Origin of the sequence: Corynebacterium sp. HMSC071B10, assembly GCF_001814825.1 — a bacterium.
Taxonomy (GTDB): domain Bacteria; phylum Actinomycetota; class Actinomycetes; order Mycobacteriales; family Mycobacteriaceae; genus Corynebacterium.
The window spans coordinates 63,586-79,692 of sequence record NZ_KV818026.1 but is presented as its reverse complement, the minus strand read 5'-3'; the positions used below and the strand labels follow the sequence as shown (position 1 = coordinate 79,692).

Here is a 16,107-nt window from a genome sequence, read left to right as displayed (position 1 = left end):
TATGCTTAATTACCATGACTGCATCTGAGAACGTTCTTGTCTGCGTTGCCTGGCCTTACGCCAACGGCCCGCGCCACATTGGCCACGTCGCTGGCTTTGGCGTGCCCTCCGACGTGTTTGCCCGCTACCAGCGAATGTGCGGCAAGAACGTGCTCATGGTCTCCGGCACCGACGAGCATGGCACGCCGCTTCTGGTGCAGGCGGACAAGGAAGGCGTGAGCGTCAAGGAGCTCGCGGACCGCTACAACGCGCAGATCGTCGAGGATCTCGCCGGCCTGGGCCTGTCTTACGACCTCTTTACTCGCACCACCACCCGCAACCACTACGCGGTGGTCCAAGAGCTGTTCAAGGGGCTCTACGCTAACGGCTACATGCTCAAGGAGACCACGAAGGGCGCGATCTCCCCGTCGACGGGGCGTACGCTGCCGGACCGCTACATCGAGGGCACCTGCCCGATCTGTGGGGCCGACGGCGCGCGAGGCGACCAGTGCGACGACTGTGGCAACCAGCTCGACCCGGCAGACCTGATCAACCCGGTGTCCAAAATCAACGGCGAGACCCCGGAGTTTGTGGAGACCGAGCACTTCATGCTGGATCTGCCCGCGATGCATGACGCACTCGCGCAGTGGCTGGAAACCCGCAAGGAGTGGCGCCCCAACGTGTTGAAGTTCTCCCTGAACCTGCTGGAGGACATGCGTCCGCGCGCGATGACGCGCGACATCGACTGGGGTATTCCGATCCCGGTGGAGGATTGGCAGGACAACCCGTCGAAGAAGCTCTACGTCTGGTTCGACGCCGTCGTGGGCTACCTCTCTGCCTCCATCGAGTGGGCCGCGCACACCGGTGACCCGGATGCGTGGAAGACCTTCTGGCAGGACCCGGCCACCGAGGGCTACTACTTCATGGGCAAGGACAACATCACCTTCCACTCCCAGATCTGGCCGGCCGAGCTGCTCGGCTACGCGGGCAAGGGGACGAAGGGCGGCGAGACGCACGAGCTCGGTGAGCTGAACCTGCCCACCGAGGTGGTCTCCTCCGAGTTCCTCACCATGTCCGGTTCCAAGTTCTCCTCCTCCAAGGGCGTGGTCATCTACGTTAAGGACTTCCTCAAGGAGTTCGGCCCGGACCCGCTGCGCTACTTCATCGCGGTAGCCGGTCCTGAAAACAACGACACGGATTTCACCTGGGATGAGTTCGTCCGCCGCGTGAACAACGAGTTGGCGAACGGCTGGGGCAACCTGGTCAACCGCACCGTGTCGATGGCGCACAAGAACTTCGGTTCCGTGCCGACCCCGGGCGATCTCACTGATTCGGACCACCGCATCCTGGATCTGGCGGAGCAGACATTCGCCACCGCAGGCGAGGACCTGTCCAAGGCTCACTTCAAGGCTGCGATTACCAAGATCATGCACGTCGTCGGCGAGGCGAACGCGTACATCGCCGAGCAGGAGCCGTGGAAGCTGGCTAAGGATGACAGCCAGCGCGAGCGCCTGGCCACCGTGCTGTGGACCGCGCTACAGGTGGTCTCCGATTGCAACGCGATGCTCACCCCGTTCCTCCCGCACATCGCGCAGCAGGTCCACGAGACCTTAGGGCGCACCGGCGTGTGGGCTGCCGCCCCGGGCATCGAGGAGGTCACGGACGACGCGGACTACGAGCTCGTCGGCACAGGCTTGCCGGAGAAGGGGCAGAAGTACCTGACGATTACCGGCGACTACACCGACCAGCAAGCTGTGTGGGGCCGCGTGAACATCGAGGCCGGCACCGAGCTTGCCAAGCCGAAGCCGCTGGTGGCCAAGCTCGACCCGGAGCTGGGCGAGACCGGCCCCGAGTGGGCACCTGTGCAGTAATCAATGCCTGAACAGCAATCGCTGGAATTTGGCGGACGCACACGCACGTGGGTCGAGGTCCCTGGCGAAGACACCGGCACGCTGATCCTGTTCCTGCACGGCTCTCGCCAATCCGGCAACGTCGCGCGCAATTTCACGGATCGCTCCTTCGAGTCGCTCGGCCACACCGTCCTCTACCCGGACGGGGTAGGCCGGCACTTCAACGACGCGCGCCGCGGTTTCCAGGAGTCGGCGCGCACACTCGACATCGATGACGTCGGCTTCCTCACCGAATTAGTTGCGCGGTACCCGCACGAGCGCGTCATCGGGTGTGGCTTCTCTAACGGCGGCCAGATGCTCATCCGCATGCTTCTCGACGCCCCGCGCACCCTGTCCGCCGCCGCACTCTTCGGTGCCTCCATGCCTACCGAGGACAACACCTTGCCGCCAAAGGGATCTTGGCACCCGACTCCGATTCTCTCCGTGCAGGGCACCGCCGACCCGCTCGTTCCGTACGAGGGCGGCATGGCCGGCATCGGTGGCAACAATCGTGGCATGACCCGCTCGGCGCACCACTCCGCCGAGTATTTCGCGAAACGTAATGGAGCACAGCTGCACAGCGAGACCCATCTGAGCGAGCACGTCACCCTAGACACCTGGGAGGGCGCCGCCCCGGTCCACCTGGTCACCATCGATGGGTTTGGCCACATGGTGCCGTGCGCCAAGGAACTCGACCCGCGCTTGGGCCCGGGAACCCGCGAGGTGACGGGGGCGGGGCTCGTCGAGAACCTCTTGCTCTAGCGATCCAGGAACTGCTGCACAAAGGTGGTGAGCTTGCCGGGCTCCTCGTCCTCGAAGCGGGTGTCCACGATCACGAGGGGTGCGGCGTATTTCGGTTCGGCGTCGTCTACATTGCGGGCGACGACGAGGTCGGTGCCGTAGTCGTCGATAAGCAAGCGCCACGCAAAGCCGTGGTCGCGCACGAGCGCCGCACCGAGCGCGGTGCCGAAGATGCGGGCGGTCTCGCCGCGCGGGTAGCTGCGGCGCACGTCGGCGGGAAGCCCGAGGTAGTAGGCGAGTGTGTCCTCGAAGCTTCGCACCACCGCGTCGACGTCGCCGTTGATGCCGCGGCCCGCAGCCTCGGCCAGGTCGCGGTCGAGCTGGGCGCGGGTCTGCGGGTCCAAATCTGTAAATGCCATAGGCTCTACTGTATGAGCAAAAAGAAGCCACGCCCCACACCAGTTCCCGCCGAGCGCATCGCCATGCTTGTCGACGCCCACACGCACCTCGCCTCCACCGGCGCCCGCACCAAAGACGAGGTCGATGCAATCGTAAACCGCGCCGTCGACGCCGGCGTCGAGCGGATGTGCACCGTCGGCGATGGGCTGGAGGAGGCCGAGCTGGCGCTGGCTGCTGCGCAGATGAACGAGCGAGTCTTCGCCGCCTGCGCGATCCACCCGACCCGCGCGCACGAGCTTGACGACGCCGCTCGCACCCGTCTGCGCGAGATGGCGGCAGATGCGCGCTGCGTGGCGGTGGGGGAGACCGGCATTGATACCTACTGGCTGAAGCATGACGCAGAGCGGACCGCCCCGCTTGAGGTGCAGGAGGAGGCGCTGCGCTTCCACATCGACCTGGCGGTGGAAAGTGGCAAAGCTCTCATGATCCACAACCGCGAGGGGGATGCGGAGCTGATGCGGATCCTCACGGACGCGCCCGCTCCGCGCGAGGTGATCCTGCACTGCTTCTCCTCGCCGGTGGAGGTGGCGAAGGAGGCGATTGAGCGCGGCTACGTGTTGAGCTTCGCGGGCAACGTGACGTTCAAGCGCAACGACGAGCTCCGCGAAGCCGCGAAGCTCGCCCCGGCCGGCCAGCTGCTCATCGAGACCGACGCGCCGTACATGACGCCCGAGCCGTTTCGGGGCGCGAGGAACGAGCCGGCGTTGATTGGGCACACGGCGAAGGTCGTTGCAGAAGCCCGCGACATGCCGGTGGAGGCGCTCGCCGAGGAGGTCTCGGCGACCTTCGATCGCGTGTTTAATCTGTGACCAAAGTTGTGCCTGAGGTGCGGGAAGAGTCCTGTGGGGGCACAAGTGTGTGATGCGACACGCGCAATGGTCACAATCTTGTAAACGTCGCGTTGTTACCGTATTGTTACCGCATTAGTACACGGTTGTATCTCGCAGAAAGAACCCTTTTTCGCTTATGTCCCGCAACTCTTCCCGCACCCCCGCCGTTAAGCGCGTTGTCGCCAGCACCGTTGCCGGCGCGGCCATTGTAGGTAGCGCCACCGCCGCTGTCGCCGCACAGAAGGAGATCACCGTCGACGTCAACGGTGAGGCAACGACTGTCTCCACCTTCTCCGGTGATGTGGATAAGGCGCTTCAGGCCGCGGGCGTCGAGGTCACGGACGCTGACCTGGTCTACCCCGCACCTGGCCAGAAGCTGGCCAACGGCGACACGCTCACCGTGCGCACGGCCAAGCCGGTCGCTGTGGTCGTTGATGGCGTGGCGCAGGAGCTGACGTCTACCGCCGCCACCGTGGGCGACCTGCTGGACGAGGCCGGGATGGCCGCCAACGCCGCCACGGATGTCGACCGCGACCAGCCTGTCACTGAAGGCCTCAACGTGGACGTGACCACCCCGAAGATCGTCGCGATTAACGACGGTGGCGCGGTGACCTACACCTCCGCGGCAGCGAAGACGGTGGGCGACCTGCTCACCGAGCGCGGGATTACTTTCGACTCCAACGACCGCCTCAACGTCCCGCTGGACGCACCGGTCACCCCGAACATGCAGATCAACCTGGACCGCGTGGAGATTGTCAAGGACCGCGAGATCGTCGACGTGAAGGCCCCGGCCAAGTACATCGACGACCCGGAGATGGAAGAGGGCACCGAGGAGATCCGCGAGGAGGGCGTCCTGGGCGAGAAGCAGGTCATCCGCCACACCGTGCTGGTCAACGGCCAGCCGGAGGACACCTTCGTCGCCTCCGCGCACGAGACACGCGAGGCCAAGCCCGCCGTGATCATCCGCGGTACAAAGAAGGCTGAAGGCAACACCGGTGCCGCGGCCCCGGCTGTGGCGAACGGCTCCGTGTGGGACTCGATCGCGCAGTGCGAGTCCGGCGGCGACTGGTCCATCAACACTGGCAACGGCTACCACGGCGGCCTGCAGTTCAACCCGGGTACCTGGGCTGCCTACGGCGGCACCGCCTACGCCCCGACCGCCGACCAGGCGACCCGCGAGCAGCAGATCGCGATCGCGGAGAAGACCCAAGCGGCGCAGGGCTGGGGCGCGTGGCCTGCCTGCACCGCGAAGCTCGGCCTGCGCTAAGCGCTTATGGCTTCCTCCCAGCTGCTGGGCCCCGTCGAGATCCGCGCGCTCGCCGAGGAGCTCGATATCACGCCGACAAAGAAGCTCGGCCAGAACTTTGTGCACGACCCCAATACAGTCCGGCGCATCGTCGCCGCGGCCGATCTCTCGCCCGAGGATACGGTGGTGGAGGTCGGCCCTGGTTTGGGCTCGCTGACCCTTGGGCTGCTCGAGGTGGCCTCCCAGGTCACGGCGCTGGAGATCGATCCGCGCTTGGCTCAGCGGCTGCCGCAGACCGTGCACACCTACGCGCCTGAGCATGCTCCTAAACTCACCGTCACCAACATCGATGCGCTGACGGTCACGCCCGCGGATGTGGAGACTCCACCGACAGCCTTGGTAGCAAACCTGCCCTACAACGTCTCCGTGCCGGTGTTGCTCCACTTGCTCGAGCAGTTCCCCTCCATCCGCCGCGTGCTGGTCATGGTGCAAAAAGAGGTCGCCGACCGCCTGGCTGCCACCCCGGGATCGAAGATCTACGGCGTGCCGAGTGTGAAGGCCGCCTTCTACGGCGAGGTCTCGCGCGCGGGCACGATCGGCAAGCACGTCTTTTGGCCGGCCCCGAACATCGCCTCGGGCCTGGTGCGCATCGATGTCACCGCTGACAGTGATCGCCGCGCCCAACGCGAGGCAGTCTTCCCGCTTATCGACGCCGCGTTTTCCCAGCGCCGCAAAACCTTAAGATCCACACTCGCCCAGGTCTACGGCACGCCACAGGCCGCCGAAGACGCCCTGCGGGCAGCCGGTATCGACCCGGGCCTGCGCGGCGAGAAGCTGGGCGTCGACGACTTCCTCCGCCTGGGGGAACACGATGTCTGAGGTACCAAAAAGTTTCCGCGCCTCCGCTCCCGGCAAGGTGAACCTGCACCTGGGAGTGGGCGAGGCCCGCGCGGACGGCTACCACGAACTGGTGACTGTCTTCCAGGCCGTCGACCGGCGCGAGTACGTCACCCTGCACGTCGAAGACGGCCCGGCGGTGACCACCGGCAGCGTGGTGCGCGGGATGCGCACCGAGTTCTTCGTCCAGCGCCCGGCTGAGGACATCGACACCCCGGCGAACCTCGCCTGGCGCGCCGTGGACGCGGTAGTCGATGAGTGCAGGCAGGTCGCACAGGCACTGCCTCCTGTGCGGATCGAGGTGGAAAAGCACGTCTACGTCGCCGGCGGCATGGCGGGCGGCTCCGCTGACGCCGCTGCCGCCCTGGTTGCTGCGGCGCGCTACGTGGCCGCCTACACGGGCGTGGAGCTGGACCGCGCACAACTCCACCGCCTCGGAGCCCAACTGGGGGCCGACGTGCCCTTTTGCCTGCGGGGTGGCACCGCACTCGGCACCGGCCGCGGCGACGAGCTGGTGGACATGCTTACCCGGGGTGCCACGCACTGGGTATTTATCAACCCCAAGGTCGGCATTTCCACTGGGAAAGCCTTCGGGCTGCTGGACGATATGCGCCACAACGATCCGGCACTCGTCCCGCACTTGAGCACCAACGCGCTGAGTCAGCAGCTCACCCGTGGCGACCAGGATGCCCTAGCCAAGAGTCTCCACAACGACCTGCAGGCGGCTGCACTGCGGATGCAACCTCGTTTGCAGCAGGTGATTGGCACCGCGGAAGACGTACCCGGGGTGCTCCGCGCGATCATCTCCGGATCGGGCCCAACAATCGCCGCGCTGTGTACGGATGCAGACGCCGCCAATTCAGCAAGGGCCAGCTTGCGGGAGCGTTTTCCCGACTACGAGGTGGTGACCGCCGCCGGGCCGTCGCCGGGCGCACAGTAGACTTGAGCCCCTATGGTGAACCTGATCAATCTGGAAAATGTGTCCAAAACCTGGGGCTTAAAAACGCTGCTGGACGGCGTCTCGCTCGGCGTCCAATCGCACGACCGTATCGGCATCGTTGGCGTCAACGGCGGCGGCAAAACCACGCTGCTCGAGGTGCTCACCGGCCTGGAGACCCCGGACGCCGGCCGCGTCTCCCACAATTCGGACCTGCGCATGGCGGTGGTCACCCAGCGCTTTGATCTGGATGAGACGCTGACGGTGGGCCAGGCAGTGGTGGAGCCGCTGGGCCTGCAGACGTACGAGTGGGCGTCGAACGCCAAGGTGCGCGAGGTGCTGCAGGGCACCGGCGTTGCAGACCTCGGCCTGGATACCCAGGTGGGCAACCTCTCCGGCGGTGAGCGGCGCCGGGTTAATATCGCCGCGGCACTGGTGCAGGACCTGGACCTGGTGGTGCTGGACGAGCCGACGAACCACCTGGACGTCGAGGGCGTGCAGTGGCTTGCCGAGCACCTGCTGTCGCGCAAGGTGGCAGTGGTGGTGGTCACCCACGACCGCTGGTTCTTGGATACCGTCGCCACGCTGACCTGGGAGGTTCACGACGGTACGGTGGACGTCTACGAGGGCGGCTACAACGACTGGACCTTCGCCCGCGCCGAACGCGCCCGTCAGGCGGATGCGATCGAGCAGCGCCGCCAGAACTTGGCGCGCAAGGAGCTCGCGTGGCTGCGCCGCGGCGCACCGGCCCGTACCTCCAAGCCGCGCTACCGCATCGAGGCCGCTGAGGCGCTGATCGCGGACGTGCCCGCCCCGCGCGACAAGGTCGAGCTCATGGCCTTTTCCAAACAGCGTCAGGGCAAGGTCGTCATCGAACTGGAGGACGCCCGCATTGACGCGCCCGACGGCCGCACCCTGGTTGACCACCTCACCTGGCGACTGGCCCCAGGCGAGCGCATCGGCCTGGTTGGAGTGAACGGCTCCGGCAAGACCACGCTGCTGCGCGCGCTGGCCGGGGAATACGAGCTTGCCGCGGGCAAGCGGATCGAGGGCCAGACCACGCGGATCGGCTGGTTGCGCCAGGAGCTCGACGACTTGGACCCCTCCCGCCGGGTGATCGACGCGGTCGAGGACGTGGCCAACTACGTCCACATCGGCAACAAGGAAATCTCCGCCTCGCAGCTGGCCGAGCGCCTCGGCTTCAGCCCGAAGCGGCAGCGCACGCCCGTGAAGGATCTCTCAGGCGGCGAGCGTCGTCGCCTGCAGCTGACCCGCGTGCTCATGAGCGAGCCGAACGTGCTGCTTCTCGACGAGCCGACGAACGACCTTGACATCGACACCCTCCAGGAGCTGGAAAACCTGCTCGATACGTGGCCGGGCACGCTCGTGGTGATTTCGCACGACCGCTACCTCATCGAGCGCATTGCCGACGTCACTTATGCGCTGTTTGGCGACGGGAAGCTGACCAACCTGCCTGGCGGCATCGCCCAGTACCTTGAGCGTCGCGCAGCAACAGCCGAAGAGACGGGCCCGCTCGACCTGGGGGAAAAAGGTGATGCTCCGCAGGAAGCGCCCACCGGCCTGAGCTCGCAGGAGGAGCGGGAGCTACGCAAGAAGATGAAGGCGCTGGAGCGCAAGATTGGCAAGGCCGATGAGGAGATCGAGGCAGTCGAAGCTGAAATTGCCACGATGTCGAGCGCCGACGCGCCCGATTTTGCGGCCATCGGGGAAAAAACTCAAGCGCTTGGCGCGCTGAAAGAGGAGCGCGACGAGCTGGAGATGCAATGGCTGGAGCTCGGCGAGGAGCTCGAGGGCTAGTTAGATGGGCTCGCCGTCGTTGATCTTGGCGATGAGCTCGTTGACGATCCGGCCCTGCTCTTCCAGGGAGGCCTGCAGGTAGTCGGAGGCCTCTTGGCGGCGACCGTCCAAGAGGAGCTCGACAAGGTGTTCATTCACGGAGATGAACTGGCGATTAAACGTCGGGGTGCGCTGTACGATCGGTAGGGTGGCGAGGCGGAGGAAGGCGTCGAGCTGATCCATCGTGTCGCCGAGTGTCTTTGAGCCCATCGCGGAAAGCACGACGTGGTGGAAAGCCTGGTTGATTGCTGCGACGAGGTCGTCGTCGTCCTGCGCGATTGCCTCGCGAGCTTCTTCGTTGAGCTCGACCAAGCGATCCACATCGAGGTGCTCGCCCCACAAGAGCGCGGCGGGCTCGATTGCTGCCCGAGCCCGGTACGTGTCGGTGACGAACTCCGGCGAAGGGGTGGCAAGGAAGACACCGCGGTTGGGGATGCGCTCACACAGGCCCTCGGAGGTGAGCATGGCGAATGCCTCGCGCAGAGTATTGCGGGAAACGCCAAAGCGCTCGGCCAGAGCTACTTCATTGAGCTTCTGGCCGGGTGAAAACTCACCGCGCGAGATGGCGCGGCGGATTTCAGCGGCGACGTTTTGAGCAAGCATGGTATCCGTGTGTAGTGGGGAAACAAGGACAATATTGAGTTAGCGCTCTGATGTACAAAAGATCGAACAAAAGGCGTAAAGCAACATTGTAACGGTACTTGTGCCTCAAGCCTTCACTCGCGTCTAAGCCTATCCCAGAATTGTTCAACAATTGGAATTGTGACAACGCCACCCGCGCTTCTCCTGCCACTTTTTGGGGAAAGTGTGACAGAATATTACTTATGAGAATGAACGGACATAACTTTCGTAAGGGTCGCCGAGCACTCGCCGCGGCCACCGCACTGATGCTCGCGGGCACTGGCGTCGCCACCGCGCAGGAAGGCTCCAGCGAGCCCGCGCCGCTGGTCTCGCTCCAACTCGACACTTTGTCATCTTCCAACACCTTCAAGGTACCAACGGTACCGCCGATCGAGGTGCCAAAGGAGGTGCGCGACGCGGCCGGGCGCGCTGGTATCGAGGTGCCAGAGCGCATCGTCGTCGACCCACGCACCAAGGACCAAGAGGCTTCGCGCGCCAAGGTCGACGCCCAGCTGGTGGCGGACTCCGAGGCGCAGCTGACGCGGGAGGGACACCACAAGGACGCACGGGCCGAGAAAATCGCCGCCGAGTGGGCGCAGCAGGCTGTTGACGGCAAGGCGAAGTTCAACGGCGACGTCGGCCGCGGGGTCACCCACACGGAAGAGGGGACCGGCCAGATCTACCGCTTGGACGATGCGGCCGCGCAGCAGCGCCTCGACTTCCTCAACCGCAAGAACCTGAGCACGACTCCGCACCCGAACCCGACTGGTTTCGGCGTGGCGATCGCCCGCAGTGCGGACGGCAACACTGCATACCTGGTGGAGTACTTCCTGCGCTAGGGTGGGGCACATGATTCTCATTAACGTCCGTTTTTCGCCCCTGCCCGAATACGTCGAGAACTTCCGCGAGGTGGTCGCCGAGTTCACCGAAGCGAGCCGCGCGGAAGATGGCTGCCTCTTTTTTGACTGGTACCGCTCCACCGATAACCCGGATGAGTACCTGCTCATCGAGGCCTTCAAGGACGATGCCGCGGAGGCGCACGTGAACTCCCAGCACTTCAAGGACGCGCAGGAGCTCTTCCCCAAGGTGCTGAAGAAGACCCCGACGATCATCAACACGCTCATCGAGGGCAAGACCGAGTGGGACACGATGGCGGAATTTCAGGTGCCTGCCCAGGATTAACCTGTGCACACGCTTTGCTTACATGCATAACGCCTGAGTACGGTGAAGTGTATGAGCGAAGAATTTGCGGGGAAGAAGCCGCCGAAGCTTTCCAAGAAGGCCTACGAGAAGGAGCTTCTGCGACTGCAGGCAGAGCTCGTCCAGATGCAGCAGTGGGTGGTGCGCACTGGCGCACGCCTCGTCATCGTGATGGAGGGGCGCGACGCTGCCGGGAAGGGCTCCGCGATTAAGCGGATCACCCAGTACCTCAACCCGCGCACCTGCCGCATCGAGGCACTGCCGAAGCCCACGGAGCGCGAGTCCGGCCAGTGGTACTTCCAGCGCTACGTCGAGCGCCTGCCCGCGGCCGGCGAGATCGTCATCTTCGACCGCTCCTGGTACAACCGCGCGGGCGTGGAGCGCGTGATGGGCTTCTGCACCTCGCAGGAGTACCGCCGCTTCCTCCACCAGGCCCCGATCTTCGAGCGCCTGCTTGTCGAGGACGGCATTATGCTGCGCAAGTACTGGTTCTCCGTCTCGGACGAGGAGCAGTACAAGCGCTTCCAGTCCCGCAAGGAAGACCCGCTGCGCCAGTGGAAACTCTCGCCGATGGACCTGGAGTCCATCACTCGCTGGGAGGACTACTCGCGCGCGAAGGACGAGATGTTCGTCCACACCGACATCCCGTCGGCTCCCTGGTACACGGTGGAGAGCGAGGACAAGAAGCGCTCCCGCATCAACGTGATTTCCCACCTGCTGTCCACCGTGCCGTACGAGCACGTGGAGGTTGAGCTGCCTGAGATCCCGGAGCGCCCGGAGATCACGGACTACTCCCGCCCGCCGCGCGAGGAGTTCCGCTACGTTCCCGACGCTGCCGCTGAGTTGGAGAAGCGCCGCGTCGAGAAGAAGTCGAAGAAAAAGAAGCACAAGTAGGTCACAGCTTTGGGCGCCCACGCGGGGTGGAGACCGTGGGCGCGTTGGGGATCCAAAATCTTAGTGGCGCATCCGCATTCTTGCTGATGCCGATGCGCGGGCCCGCCACCCATTCGGGTTCAGCATTTCGCATCGTCAGCTCGACCGGCGTGCCGTTATCTTCCAGGCCTAGCCCTAGGGCTTGCCCCAGGTTGCCGGGCCCGCGCGCCAAGTTTTCAAAGGGGATGGGCTTCCTGTCCGGGCGCTGTCGGCGTTTTCGCGCGACCGCCTCGCCCTCGATGATCTCGCCGCCGCGCATGAGGCAACCCTGCCCCTGGCCTTCCGGCGCGCACACAATGTTGCCGTTGAGGTGGATCCCGTAGGACAGGTAGACATACAGCGTGCCCCCAGGCCCAAACATCGCGGCGTTTCGCGCGGTTTTCCCGCGGTGCGTGTGCGCCGCCGGGTCGTTGTCGCCGGTGTAGGCCTCGACCTCGGTGAGCCGCACGGTCACCCCGTTGTGCGTGACCAGGCAGCCCAACAGTTGCGGTGCCACGATATCGGCAGGCTGCGAAAAGTCAATCATTTGCCCGCCCACTGCGCCAGCTTTGCGACGGCCGCGTGCTCCCCATTGGTCCCAATCACCTCATCGGCCACCTCTTTGAGCTCCGGGTGCGCGTTGCCCATCGCGACGGCATACCCTGCTGCCTCCAGCATGGAGTAGTCGTTGAGGTAGTCGCCGATCGCGGCGGTGTCTTCCTGCGCGATCCCAAGCGTGTCGGCAAGCGCGAGCAGCGCCGCGCCTTTCGACGCGGCGGGCGGCATGATGTCGAGCCAGTGCGTCGAGCTGACCAGCGCGTGCAGCTCTGGGGCGAGTTCTTGGACCCACGGCAGGCCGAGTGTCTCAGCGTCTCCGTCGACGAAGAGGGCGATTTTGACGAGCTCGTGCAAAGGGGCGTCGAGAAGCGAGCGCACCTGTGCATTGGCCAGGTAGTACTTGTCCACCTCGCGCTGCACCTCGGGCGGGGTGTGTGCGCGCGTGTACGAGGCCTCGGGTGCGCACAGCACCGGATGGGCGGAAAAGGGCATGTGCTCGAGCGCTTCGACGATGCGGCGGGCGGTGTCTTCGGGGATCGTGGCGGTGGCGACGATTTTCCCTTTGTGCTGCACGACCGCCCCGTTTTCCGCGATGAAGGTTTCCGGCGCGTTGCGGGCGAACATGTCGCGCAGGGTGGCCAGCTGGCGGCCCGAAGCGGGCGCGACGGTGATGTCGGCGGCGTGGGCTGCCTCGAGCGTGGACCAAAAGGGCTCGGGGATCGCCCCCGCGGGGGTGAGCAGGGTGCCATCCATATCCAGGGCTACAAGACGCGGAGTATTCATTGCCCTCACCCTACCCGCGAAAAATGCTCGACCCAGCCGCTGTGATGTGTAACACTGGGTGGCATGACTGCATTCTTGAACACATCTGTCCGCGGCACCACCGGTGTCATCATGCTCGACCGACCCAAGGCCTTGAACTCGCTGAATGACGAGATGATTCACGGCATCTACACCACGCTCAAAGCGTGGGAGCACGATGATGCGGTGGCTCAGGTGGTAGTGCATTCGAGCGGAAAGCACTTCTGCTCCGGGGGTGATGTGAAGCTTGCGCGAGAAGGGGTGCTTGCGGGCAACGGGGAGGAGGTCAGCGCCTTCTTCGCCGAGGAGTACGAGATGAACAACTACATCGCGAACTACCCGAAGCCCTATATCGCGCTCGTTTCTGGAGTGAACATGGGAGGCGGGATGGGGATCTCGGCGCTGGGGTCGCACATGGTCGTGCAGGAAGGCGCGTTCGCCTCCATGCCGGAGATGAACATCGGTTACGTCACCGACGTGGGTCAGTCCTGGAAACTACAGAACCTGCCCGGGAAGCCCTCGTTGGCGCTCGGCAAGTTCCTGGGGCTGACCGGTTACCGCCTTCAGACCGACGAGATGCTCGCGCTGGGGCTTGCCTCGCACAAGGTGGCAACGCTCGAGGGGCTGCTCGACCGGATCGTCGAGGAAGGGGTCGGCGTGCTCGACGAGGTCGCGCTGCCCGCAGGGGAAAATAGCCTGGAGCAGTGGTACGAGCAGATTGAAGAGGTCTTTGTCGGCTCGTGGGCCGACATTCACGCGCGTCTCGACGGCGTGGGGGAGTTCGGCGAGAAGGTGAAAGAGCTCACCGCCCAGGCCTCTCCCTCGGCACTGGTGGCCGCAACCGAGCTCTTCGAGGCAAACGCTGCCCTCGACCTCGCCGGTTCGCTGGAAAACGAACGTGTGCTCGGCGAGCTCATGCGCCACGAACCCGACTTCGCCGAGGGCGTGCGCGCCGTGCTGGTGGACAAGGACCAGAAGCCGAAGTTCGCGCCGCAGCCTGACCCGGAGAAGTACCGTTCGGTGCTTCGCTAGAACAGGAACATCTCGACTGCGCGCACGATGGAGTCCCACAAACCGATCACCGAGTAACTGAGCTGATCGAGCGAAGCCTGCCAAGATGTGGGGAGAAAAGCGGTGTTCGGGGTAAACAGGGCGTCGCGCAGATCCTGCGCCCCGGAGTGCATGTTGGCGTTCAATTGAGAGCTTAAATCCATGCCTGCCATGCTACGCCGACGTAGCGAGGCCGGGAGTGGGGGCGCGCGGGTGTAATTTCGGGTGCACGCGCGGCCTGAATGTTTGGGAAACGCGCTAAGCTAGGGTGCATATGGGCCCTCGGAATGCCCCCGAAAGGCACATTGCTTGTACACCCACGACCGTATTTGAGGACTACAGTGACACAATCGACTACCCCCGCCGCCGACTGGAACCACAAGCTCACCCTCGCGCAGGAGATGCTGCCGCTGATCAGCCAGCTGCACCGCGAGCACAACGCCGTGACCTCCATCTACGGTCGCCTGCTGCTGGGCGCGACCGACATCGACATTATTAAGGCGCACCGCTACGCGCGCCGCATTGTCGAGCGCGAGCTGCCGCTGGACGACACGCTGCCCATCTTGCAGGAACTGGTGAAGATGGACCTGGGCACAGCGTCCATCGACCTGGGCCGCCTGGCCAAGAACTACTCCCGCACCGAGGGCAAGGACCTGCGCGAGTTCCTCGAGGAGGAGCTGTCCGAGGTCGTCGGTACTTCCTCTGAGCTGCAGGCTCGCGACGTGGTGCTTTACGGTTTCGGTCGCATCGGTCGCCTCCTGGCCCGTATCCTCATCGCGCGCGAGGCGGCGTACGGCGGTGTGCGCCTGCGCGCGGTGGTCGTGCGCAAGAAGGGCGAGGACGACATCATCAAGCGTGCCTCCCTGCTGCGCCGCGATTCCGTCCACGGTCCTTTCGACGGCACCATCACCGTGGACAAGGAGAACGAAATCATCTGGGCTAACGGCACCCCGATCCAGATGATCTACGCCAACAGCCCGTCTGAGGTGGACTACACCGCCTACGGCATCAACGATGCCATTGTGGTGGACAACACCGGTGCATGGCGCGACCGCGAAGGACTGTCCCAGCACCTCGAGTCCAAGGGCGTCGATCGTGTGCTGCTGACCGCGCCGGGCAAGGGCGACATCCCCAACATCGTTTACGGCATCAACGAGGACATGATCGGTGACGACAAGGTGCTGTCCGCAGCGTCCTGCACCACCAACGGCATTACCCCGGTGCTCAAGGTGATCAACGACCGTTACGGCGTCAAGCACGGCCACGTGGAGACCGTCCACGCCTACACCAACGACCAGAACCTGGCCGATAACTTCCACAAGGGCGACCGTCGTGGTCGCGCAGCCGGCCTGAACATGGTGCTCACCGAGACCGGTGCCGCGAAGGCGGTCTCCAAGGCGCTGCCGGAGTTCGAGGGCAAGCTGACCGGCAACGCGATCCGCGTGCCTACGCCGGACGTGTCCATGGCGGTGCTCAACCTGGATCTGGAGAAGGACGTGGAGAAGGAAGAGGTCAACAACTTCCTGCGCCGCGTGTCCACCGACTCCAACCTGCGCCAGCAGATCGACTACATCCAGTCACCTGAGGTGGTTTCCACCGACCTGCTTGGCACCACCCACGCCTCCGTGGTCGACGGCCTGGCCACGATTGCCTCTGGCAACCATCTCGTGCTCTACGTCTGGTACGACAATGAGTACGGCTACTCCCACCAGGTGGTCCGCGTCGTCGAAGAGATCGCGGGCGTGCGCCCGAAGATCTACCCGGAGCGCAAGGCACCGGAGAGCATCAAGTAGATCATGGTCCGCGCTCGAGTTCTTGCCATCGCCGGCGTATTCGCCCTTGCGGGCTGCGCCGCGCATGGCACGGATTTGGGGCTGCGGGAGGCGGCGGAGTCCGGGGAGGACTTCACCATTGCTGAGGTTGTCGGCCCGGGCGTCGAGCGCGCCTACGTGTTCTGCCCGTACTCCAGCAAGGAGGAGGCAGAACAGCTTGGCTTCAACCCCGACGATGTGCCGGGGATCGACGATGACTACCAGGCCTGGGAGACAGCCTCGGGCATCGGCGTCATCTCCGCCGACAGGGCCGAGATCGAGTGGTTCGATCCGAGCGAGATCTTCGCATGCGAACCGG

Annotated in this window: 18 protein-coding genes; 13 read left to right on the top strand and 5 right to left on the bottom strand. The window is 64.7% G+C overall.

Annotated features, from left to right (window positions below):
- Positions 1–14: 14 nt before the first annotated feature.
- Together metG and HMPREF2990_RS11455 are read left to right on the top strand one after the other, a co-directional pair.
- On the top strand, positions 15–1,850 hold the full coding sequence (metG, locus tag HMPREF2990_RS11460; protein WP_070764746.1) for a methionine--tRNA ligase: 1,836 nt from the start codon (positions 15–17) through the stop codon (positions 1,848–1,850).
- A 3-nt stretch (positions 1,851–1,853) separates the two neighbouring features.
- Positions 1,854–2,630 carry a CE1 family esterase gene (locus HMPREF2990_RS11455; RefSeq protein WP_070764745.1) on the top strand — a complete coding sequence of 259 codons (777 nt, stop codon included), beginning with the start codon at positions 1,854–1,856 and terminating at the stop codon, positions 2,628–2,630.
- Here HMPREF2990_RS11455 and HMPREF2990_RS11450 read toward each other — a convergent pair.
- Complete coding sequence (locus tag HMPREF2990_RS11450) at positions 2,627–3,028, bottom strand: DUF3806 domain-containing protein (protein ID WP_070764744.1); 402 nt, start codon at positions 3,026–3,028, stop codon at positions 2,627–2,629. The genes HMPREF2990_RS11455 and HMPREF2990_RS11450 overlap by 4 nt on opposite strands.
- Positions 3,029–3,040: 12 nt before the next feature.
- On the opposite strand from HMPREF2990_RS11450, the gene HMPREF2990_RS11445 reads away from it, so the two are divergent.
- The 5 genes from HMPREF2990_RS11445 to HMPREF2990_RS11425 all read left to right on the top strand — a co-directional run bounded on the left by HMPREF2990_RS11445 (position 3,041) and on the right by HMPREF2990_RS11425 (position 8,796).
- Positions 3,041–3,877: a TatD family hydrolase gene (locus HMPREF2990_RS11445; RefSeq protein WP_070764743.1), complete on the top strand. Its 837-nt coding sequence runs from the start codon at positions 3,041–3,043 to the stop codon at positions 3,875–3,877.
- A gap of 157 nt (positions 3,878–4,034) precedes the next feature.
- Entirely contained in the window at positions 4,035–5,165 is a 1,131-nt protein-coding gene (locus tag HMPREF2990_RS12790; protein ID WP_070764742.1) for a resuscitation-promoting factor, read from the top strand.
- Between the two features lie 6 nt (positions 5,166–5,171).
- Positions 5,172–6,023 (top strand): 16S rRNA (adenine(1518)-N(6)/adenine(1519)-N(6))-dimethyltransferase RsmA, encoded by an 852-nt coding sequence (gene rsmA, locus HMPREF2990_RS12785; protein WP_070764741.1) that lies wholly within the window; start codon positions 5,172–5,174, stop codon positions 6,021–6,023.
- Complete coding sequence (locus tag HMPREF2990_RS11430; RefSeq protein ID WP_070764740.1) at positions 6,016–6,981, top strand: 4-(cytidine 5'-diphospho)-2-C-methyl-D-erythritol kinase; 966 nt, start codon at positions 6,016–6,018, stop codon at positions 6,979–6,981. Before rsmA ends, HMPREF2990_RS11430 begins: the two co-directional genes overlap by 8 nt.
- A gap of 12 nt (positions 6,982–6,993) precedes the next feature.
- Positions 6,994–8,796, top strand: coding sequence for an ABC-F family ATP-binding cassette domain-containing protein (locus HMPREF2990_RS11425; RefSeq protein ID WP_070764739.1), 1,803 nt, complete (start codon positions 6,994–6,996; stop codon positions 8,794–8,796).
- Here HMPREF2990_RS11425 and HMPREF2990_RS11420 read toward each other — a convergent pair whose 3' ends face one another.
- The gene (locus HMPREF2990_RS11420; protein ID WP_070764738.1) at positions 8,797–9,438 is read right to left on the bottom strand and encodes a GntR family transcriptional regulator; all 642 of its coding nucleotides are present in this window, start codon (positions 9,436–9,438) and stop codon (positions 8,797–8,799) included.
- Between the two features lie 221 nt (positions 9,439–9,659).
- On the opposite strand from HMPREF2990_RS11420, the gene HMPREF2990_RS11415 reads away from it, so the two are divergent.
- From HMPREF2990_RS11415 to ppk2, 3 genes are read left to right on the top strand one after another with little or no spacing between them, the layout of a single operon-like run.
- Entirely contained in the window at positions 9,660–10,295 is a 636-nt protein-coding gene (locus tag HMPREF2990_RS11415; RefSeq protein ID WP_141757911.1) for a hypothetical protein, read from the top strand.
- 10 nt (positions 10,296–10,305) lie between these two features.
- A complete protein-coding gene (locus HMPREF2990_RS11410) occupies positions 10,306–10,638 on the top strand; it encodes a putative quinol monooxygenase (protein ID WP_070764806.1) in 333 nt (110 codons plus the stop codon).
- Positions 10,639–10,689: 51 nt separating this feature from the next.
- Complete coding sequence (gene ppk2, locus HMPREF2990_RS11405; RefSeq protein ID WP_070764736.1) at positions 10,690–11,550, top strand: polyphosphate kinase 2; 861 nt, start codon at positions 10,690–10,692, stop codon at positions 11,548–11,550.
- Position 11,551: 1 nt separating this feature from the next.
- Here the strand turns inward: ppk2 and HMPREF2990_RS11400 are convergent, their stop codons facing one another.
- Complete coding sequence (locus HMPREF2990_RS11400) at positions 11,552–12,115, bottom strand: DNA-3-methyladenine glycosylase (protein WP_070764735.1); 564 nt, start codon at positions 12,113–12,115, stop codon at positions 11,552–11,554.
- Positions 12,112–12,909, bottom strand: a complete 798-nt coding sequence (locus tag HMPREF2990_RS11395; RefSeq protein ID WP_070764734.1) for a Cof-type HAD-IIB family hydrolase — start codon at positions 12,907–12,909, stop codon at positions 12,112–12,114. The genes HMPREF2990_RS11400 and HMPREF2990_RS11395 overlap by 4 nt, the downstream gene beginning before the upstream one ends.
- 63 nt (positions 12,910–12,972) lie before the next feature.
- On the opposite strand from HMPREF2990_RS11395, the gene HMPREF2990_RS11390 reads away from it, so the two are divergent.
- Entirely contained in the window at positions 12,973–13,959 is a 987-nt protein-coding gene (locus HMPREF2990_RS11390) for a 3-hydroxyisobutyryl-CoA hydrolase (protein WP_070764733.1), read from the top strand.
- Here the strand turns inward: HMPREF2990_RS11390 and HMPREF2990_RS12780 are convergent.
- A complete protein-coding gene (locus tag HMPREF2990_RS12780) occupies positions 13,956–14,141 on the bottom strand; it encodes a hypothetical protein (RefSeq protein WP_141757909.1) in 186 nt (61 codons plus the stop codon). The two genes, HMPREF2990_RS11390 and HMPREF2990_RS12780, sit on opposite strands and share 4 nt — an antisense overlap.
- Before the next feature lie 177 nt (positions 14,142–14,318).
- Here HMPREF2990_RS12780 and HMPREF2990_RS11385 point away from each other — a divergent pair, with 177 nt between their 5' ends.
- Both HMPREF2990_RS11385 and HMPREF2990_RS13055 read left to right on the top strand, forming a co-directional pair.
- The gene (locus tag HMPREF2990_RS11385) at positions 14,319–15,770 is read left to right on the top strand and encodes a glyceraldehyde-3-phosphate dehydrogenase (protein ID WP_070764732.1); all 1,452 of its coding nucleotides are present in this window, start codon (positions 14,319–14,321) and stop codon (positions 15,768–15,770) included.
- 3 nt (positions 15,771–15,773) lie between these two features.
- Positions 15,774–16,107, top strand: a 334-nt coding sequence (locus tag HMPREF2990_RS13055; protein WP_168167148.1) for a hypothetical protein, incomplete at its 3' end; no start/stop codon positions are given.

What these genes read in the sequence shown, in the direction of transcription:
- HMPREF2990_RS12780 (WP_141757909.1), bottom strand. Translation starts at nt 14,141, where the DNA reads ATGGATTTAAGCTCTCAATTGAACGCCAACATGCACTCCGGGGCGCAG.
- HMPREF2990_RS11450 (WP_070764744.1), bottom strand. Translation starts at nt 3,028, where the DNA reads ATGGCATTTACAGATTTGGACCCGCAGACCCGCGCCCAGCTCGACCGC.
- rsmA (WP_070764741.1), top strand. Translation starts at nt 5,172, where the DNA reads ATGGCTTCCTCCCAGCTGCTGGGCCCCGTCGAGATCCGCGCGCTCGCC.
- HMPREF2990_RS11455 (WP_070764745.1), top strand. Translation starts at nt 1,854, where the DNA reads ATGCCTGAACAGCAATCGCTGGAATTTGGCGGACGCACACGCACGTGG.
- HMPREF2990_RS12790 (WP_070764742.1), top strand. Translation starts at nt 4,035, where the DNA reads ATGTCCCGCAACTCTTCCCGCACCCCCGCCGTTAAGCGCGTTGTCGCC.
- HMPREF2990_RS11425 (WP_070764739.1), top strand. Translation starts at nt 6,994, where the DNA reads ATGGTGAACCTGATCAATCTGGAAAATGTGTCCAAAACCTGGGGCTTA.
- HMPREF2990_RS11420 (WP_070764738.1), bottom strand. Translation starts at nt 9,438, where the DNA reads ATGCTTGCTCAAAACGTCGCCGCTGAAATCCGCCGCGCCATCTCGCGC.
- HMPREF2990_RS11390 (WP_070764733.1), top strand. Translation starts at nt 12,973, where the DNA reads ATGACTGCATTCTTGAACACATCTGTCCGCGGCACCACCGGTGTCATC.
- HMPREF2990_RS11410 (WP_070764806.1), top strand. Translation starts at nt 10,306, where the DNA reads ATGATTCTCATTAACGTCCGTTTTTCGCCCCTGCCCGAATACGTCGAG.
- HMPREF2990_RS11415 (WP_141757911.1), top strand. Translation starts at nt 9,660, where the DNA reads ATGAGAATGAACGGACATAACTTTCGTAAGGGTCGCCGAGCACTCGCC.
- HMPREF2990_RS11445 (WP_070764743.1), top strand. Translation starts at nt 3,041, where the DNA reads ATGAGCAAAAAGAAGCCACGCCCCACACCAGTTCCCGCCGAGCGCATC.
- HMPREF2990_RS11400 (WP_070764735.1), bottom strand. Translation starts at nt 12,115, where the DNA reads ATGATTGACTTTTCGCAGCCTGCCGATATCGTGGCACCGCAACTGTTG.
- HMPREF2990_RS11395 (WP_070764734.1), bottom strand. Translation starts at nt 12,909, where the DNA reads ATGAATACTCCGCGTCTTGTAGCCCTGGATATGGATGGCACCCTGCTC.
- metG (WP_070764746.1), top strand. Translation starts at nt 15, where the DNA reads ATGACTGCATCTGAGAACGTTCTTGTCTGCGTTGCCTGGCCTTACGCC.
- ppk2 (WP_070764736.1), top strand. Translation starts at nt 10,690, where the DNA reads ATGAGCGAAGAATTTGCGGGGAAGAAGCCGCCGAAGCTTTCCAAGAAG.
- HMPREF2990_RS11430 (WP_070764740.1), top strand. Translation starts at nt 6,016, where the DNA reads ATGTCTGAGGTACCAAAAAGTTTCCGCGCCTCCGCTCCCGGCAAGGTG.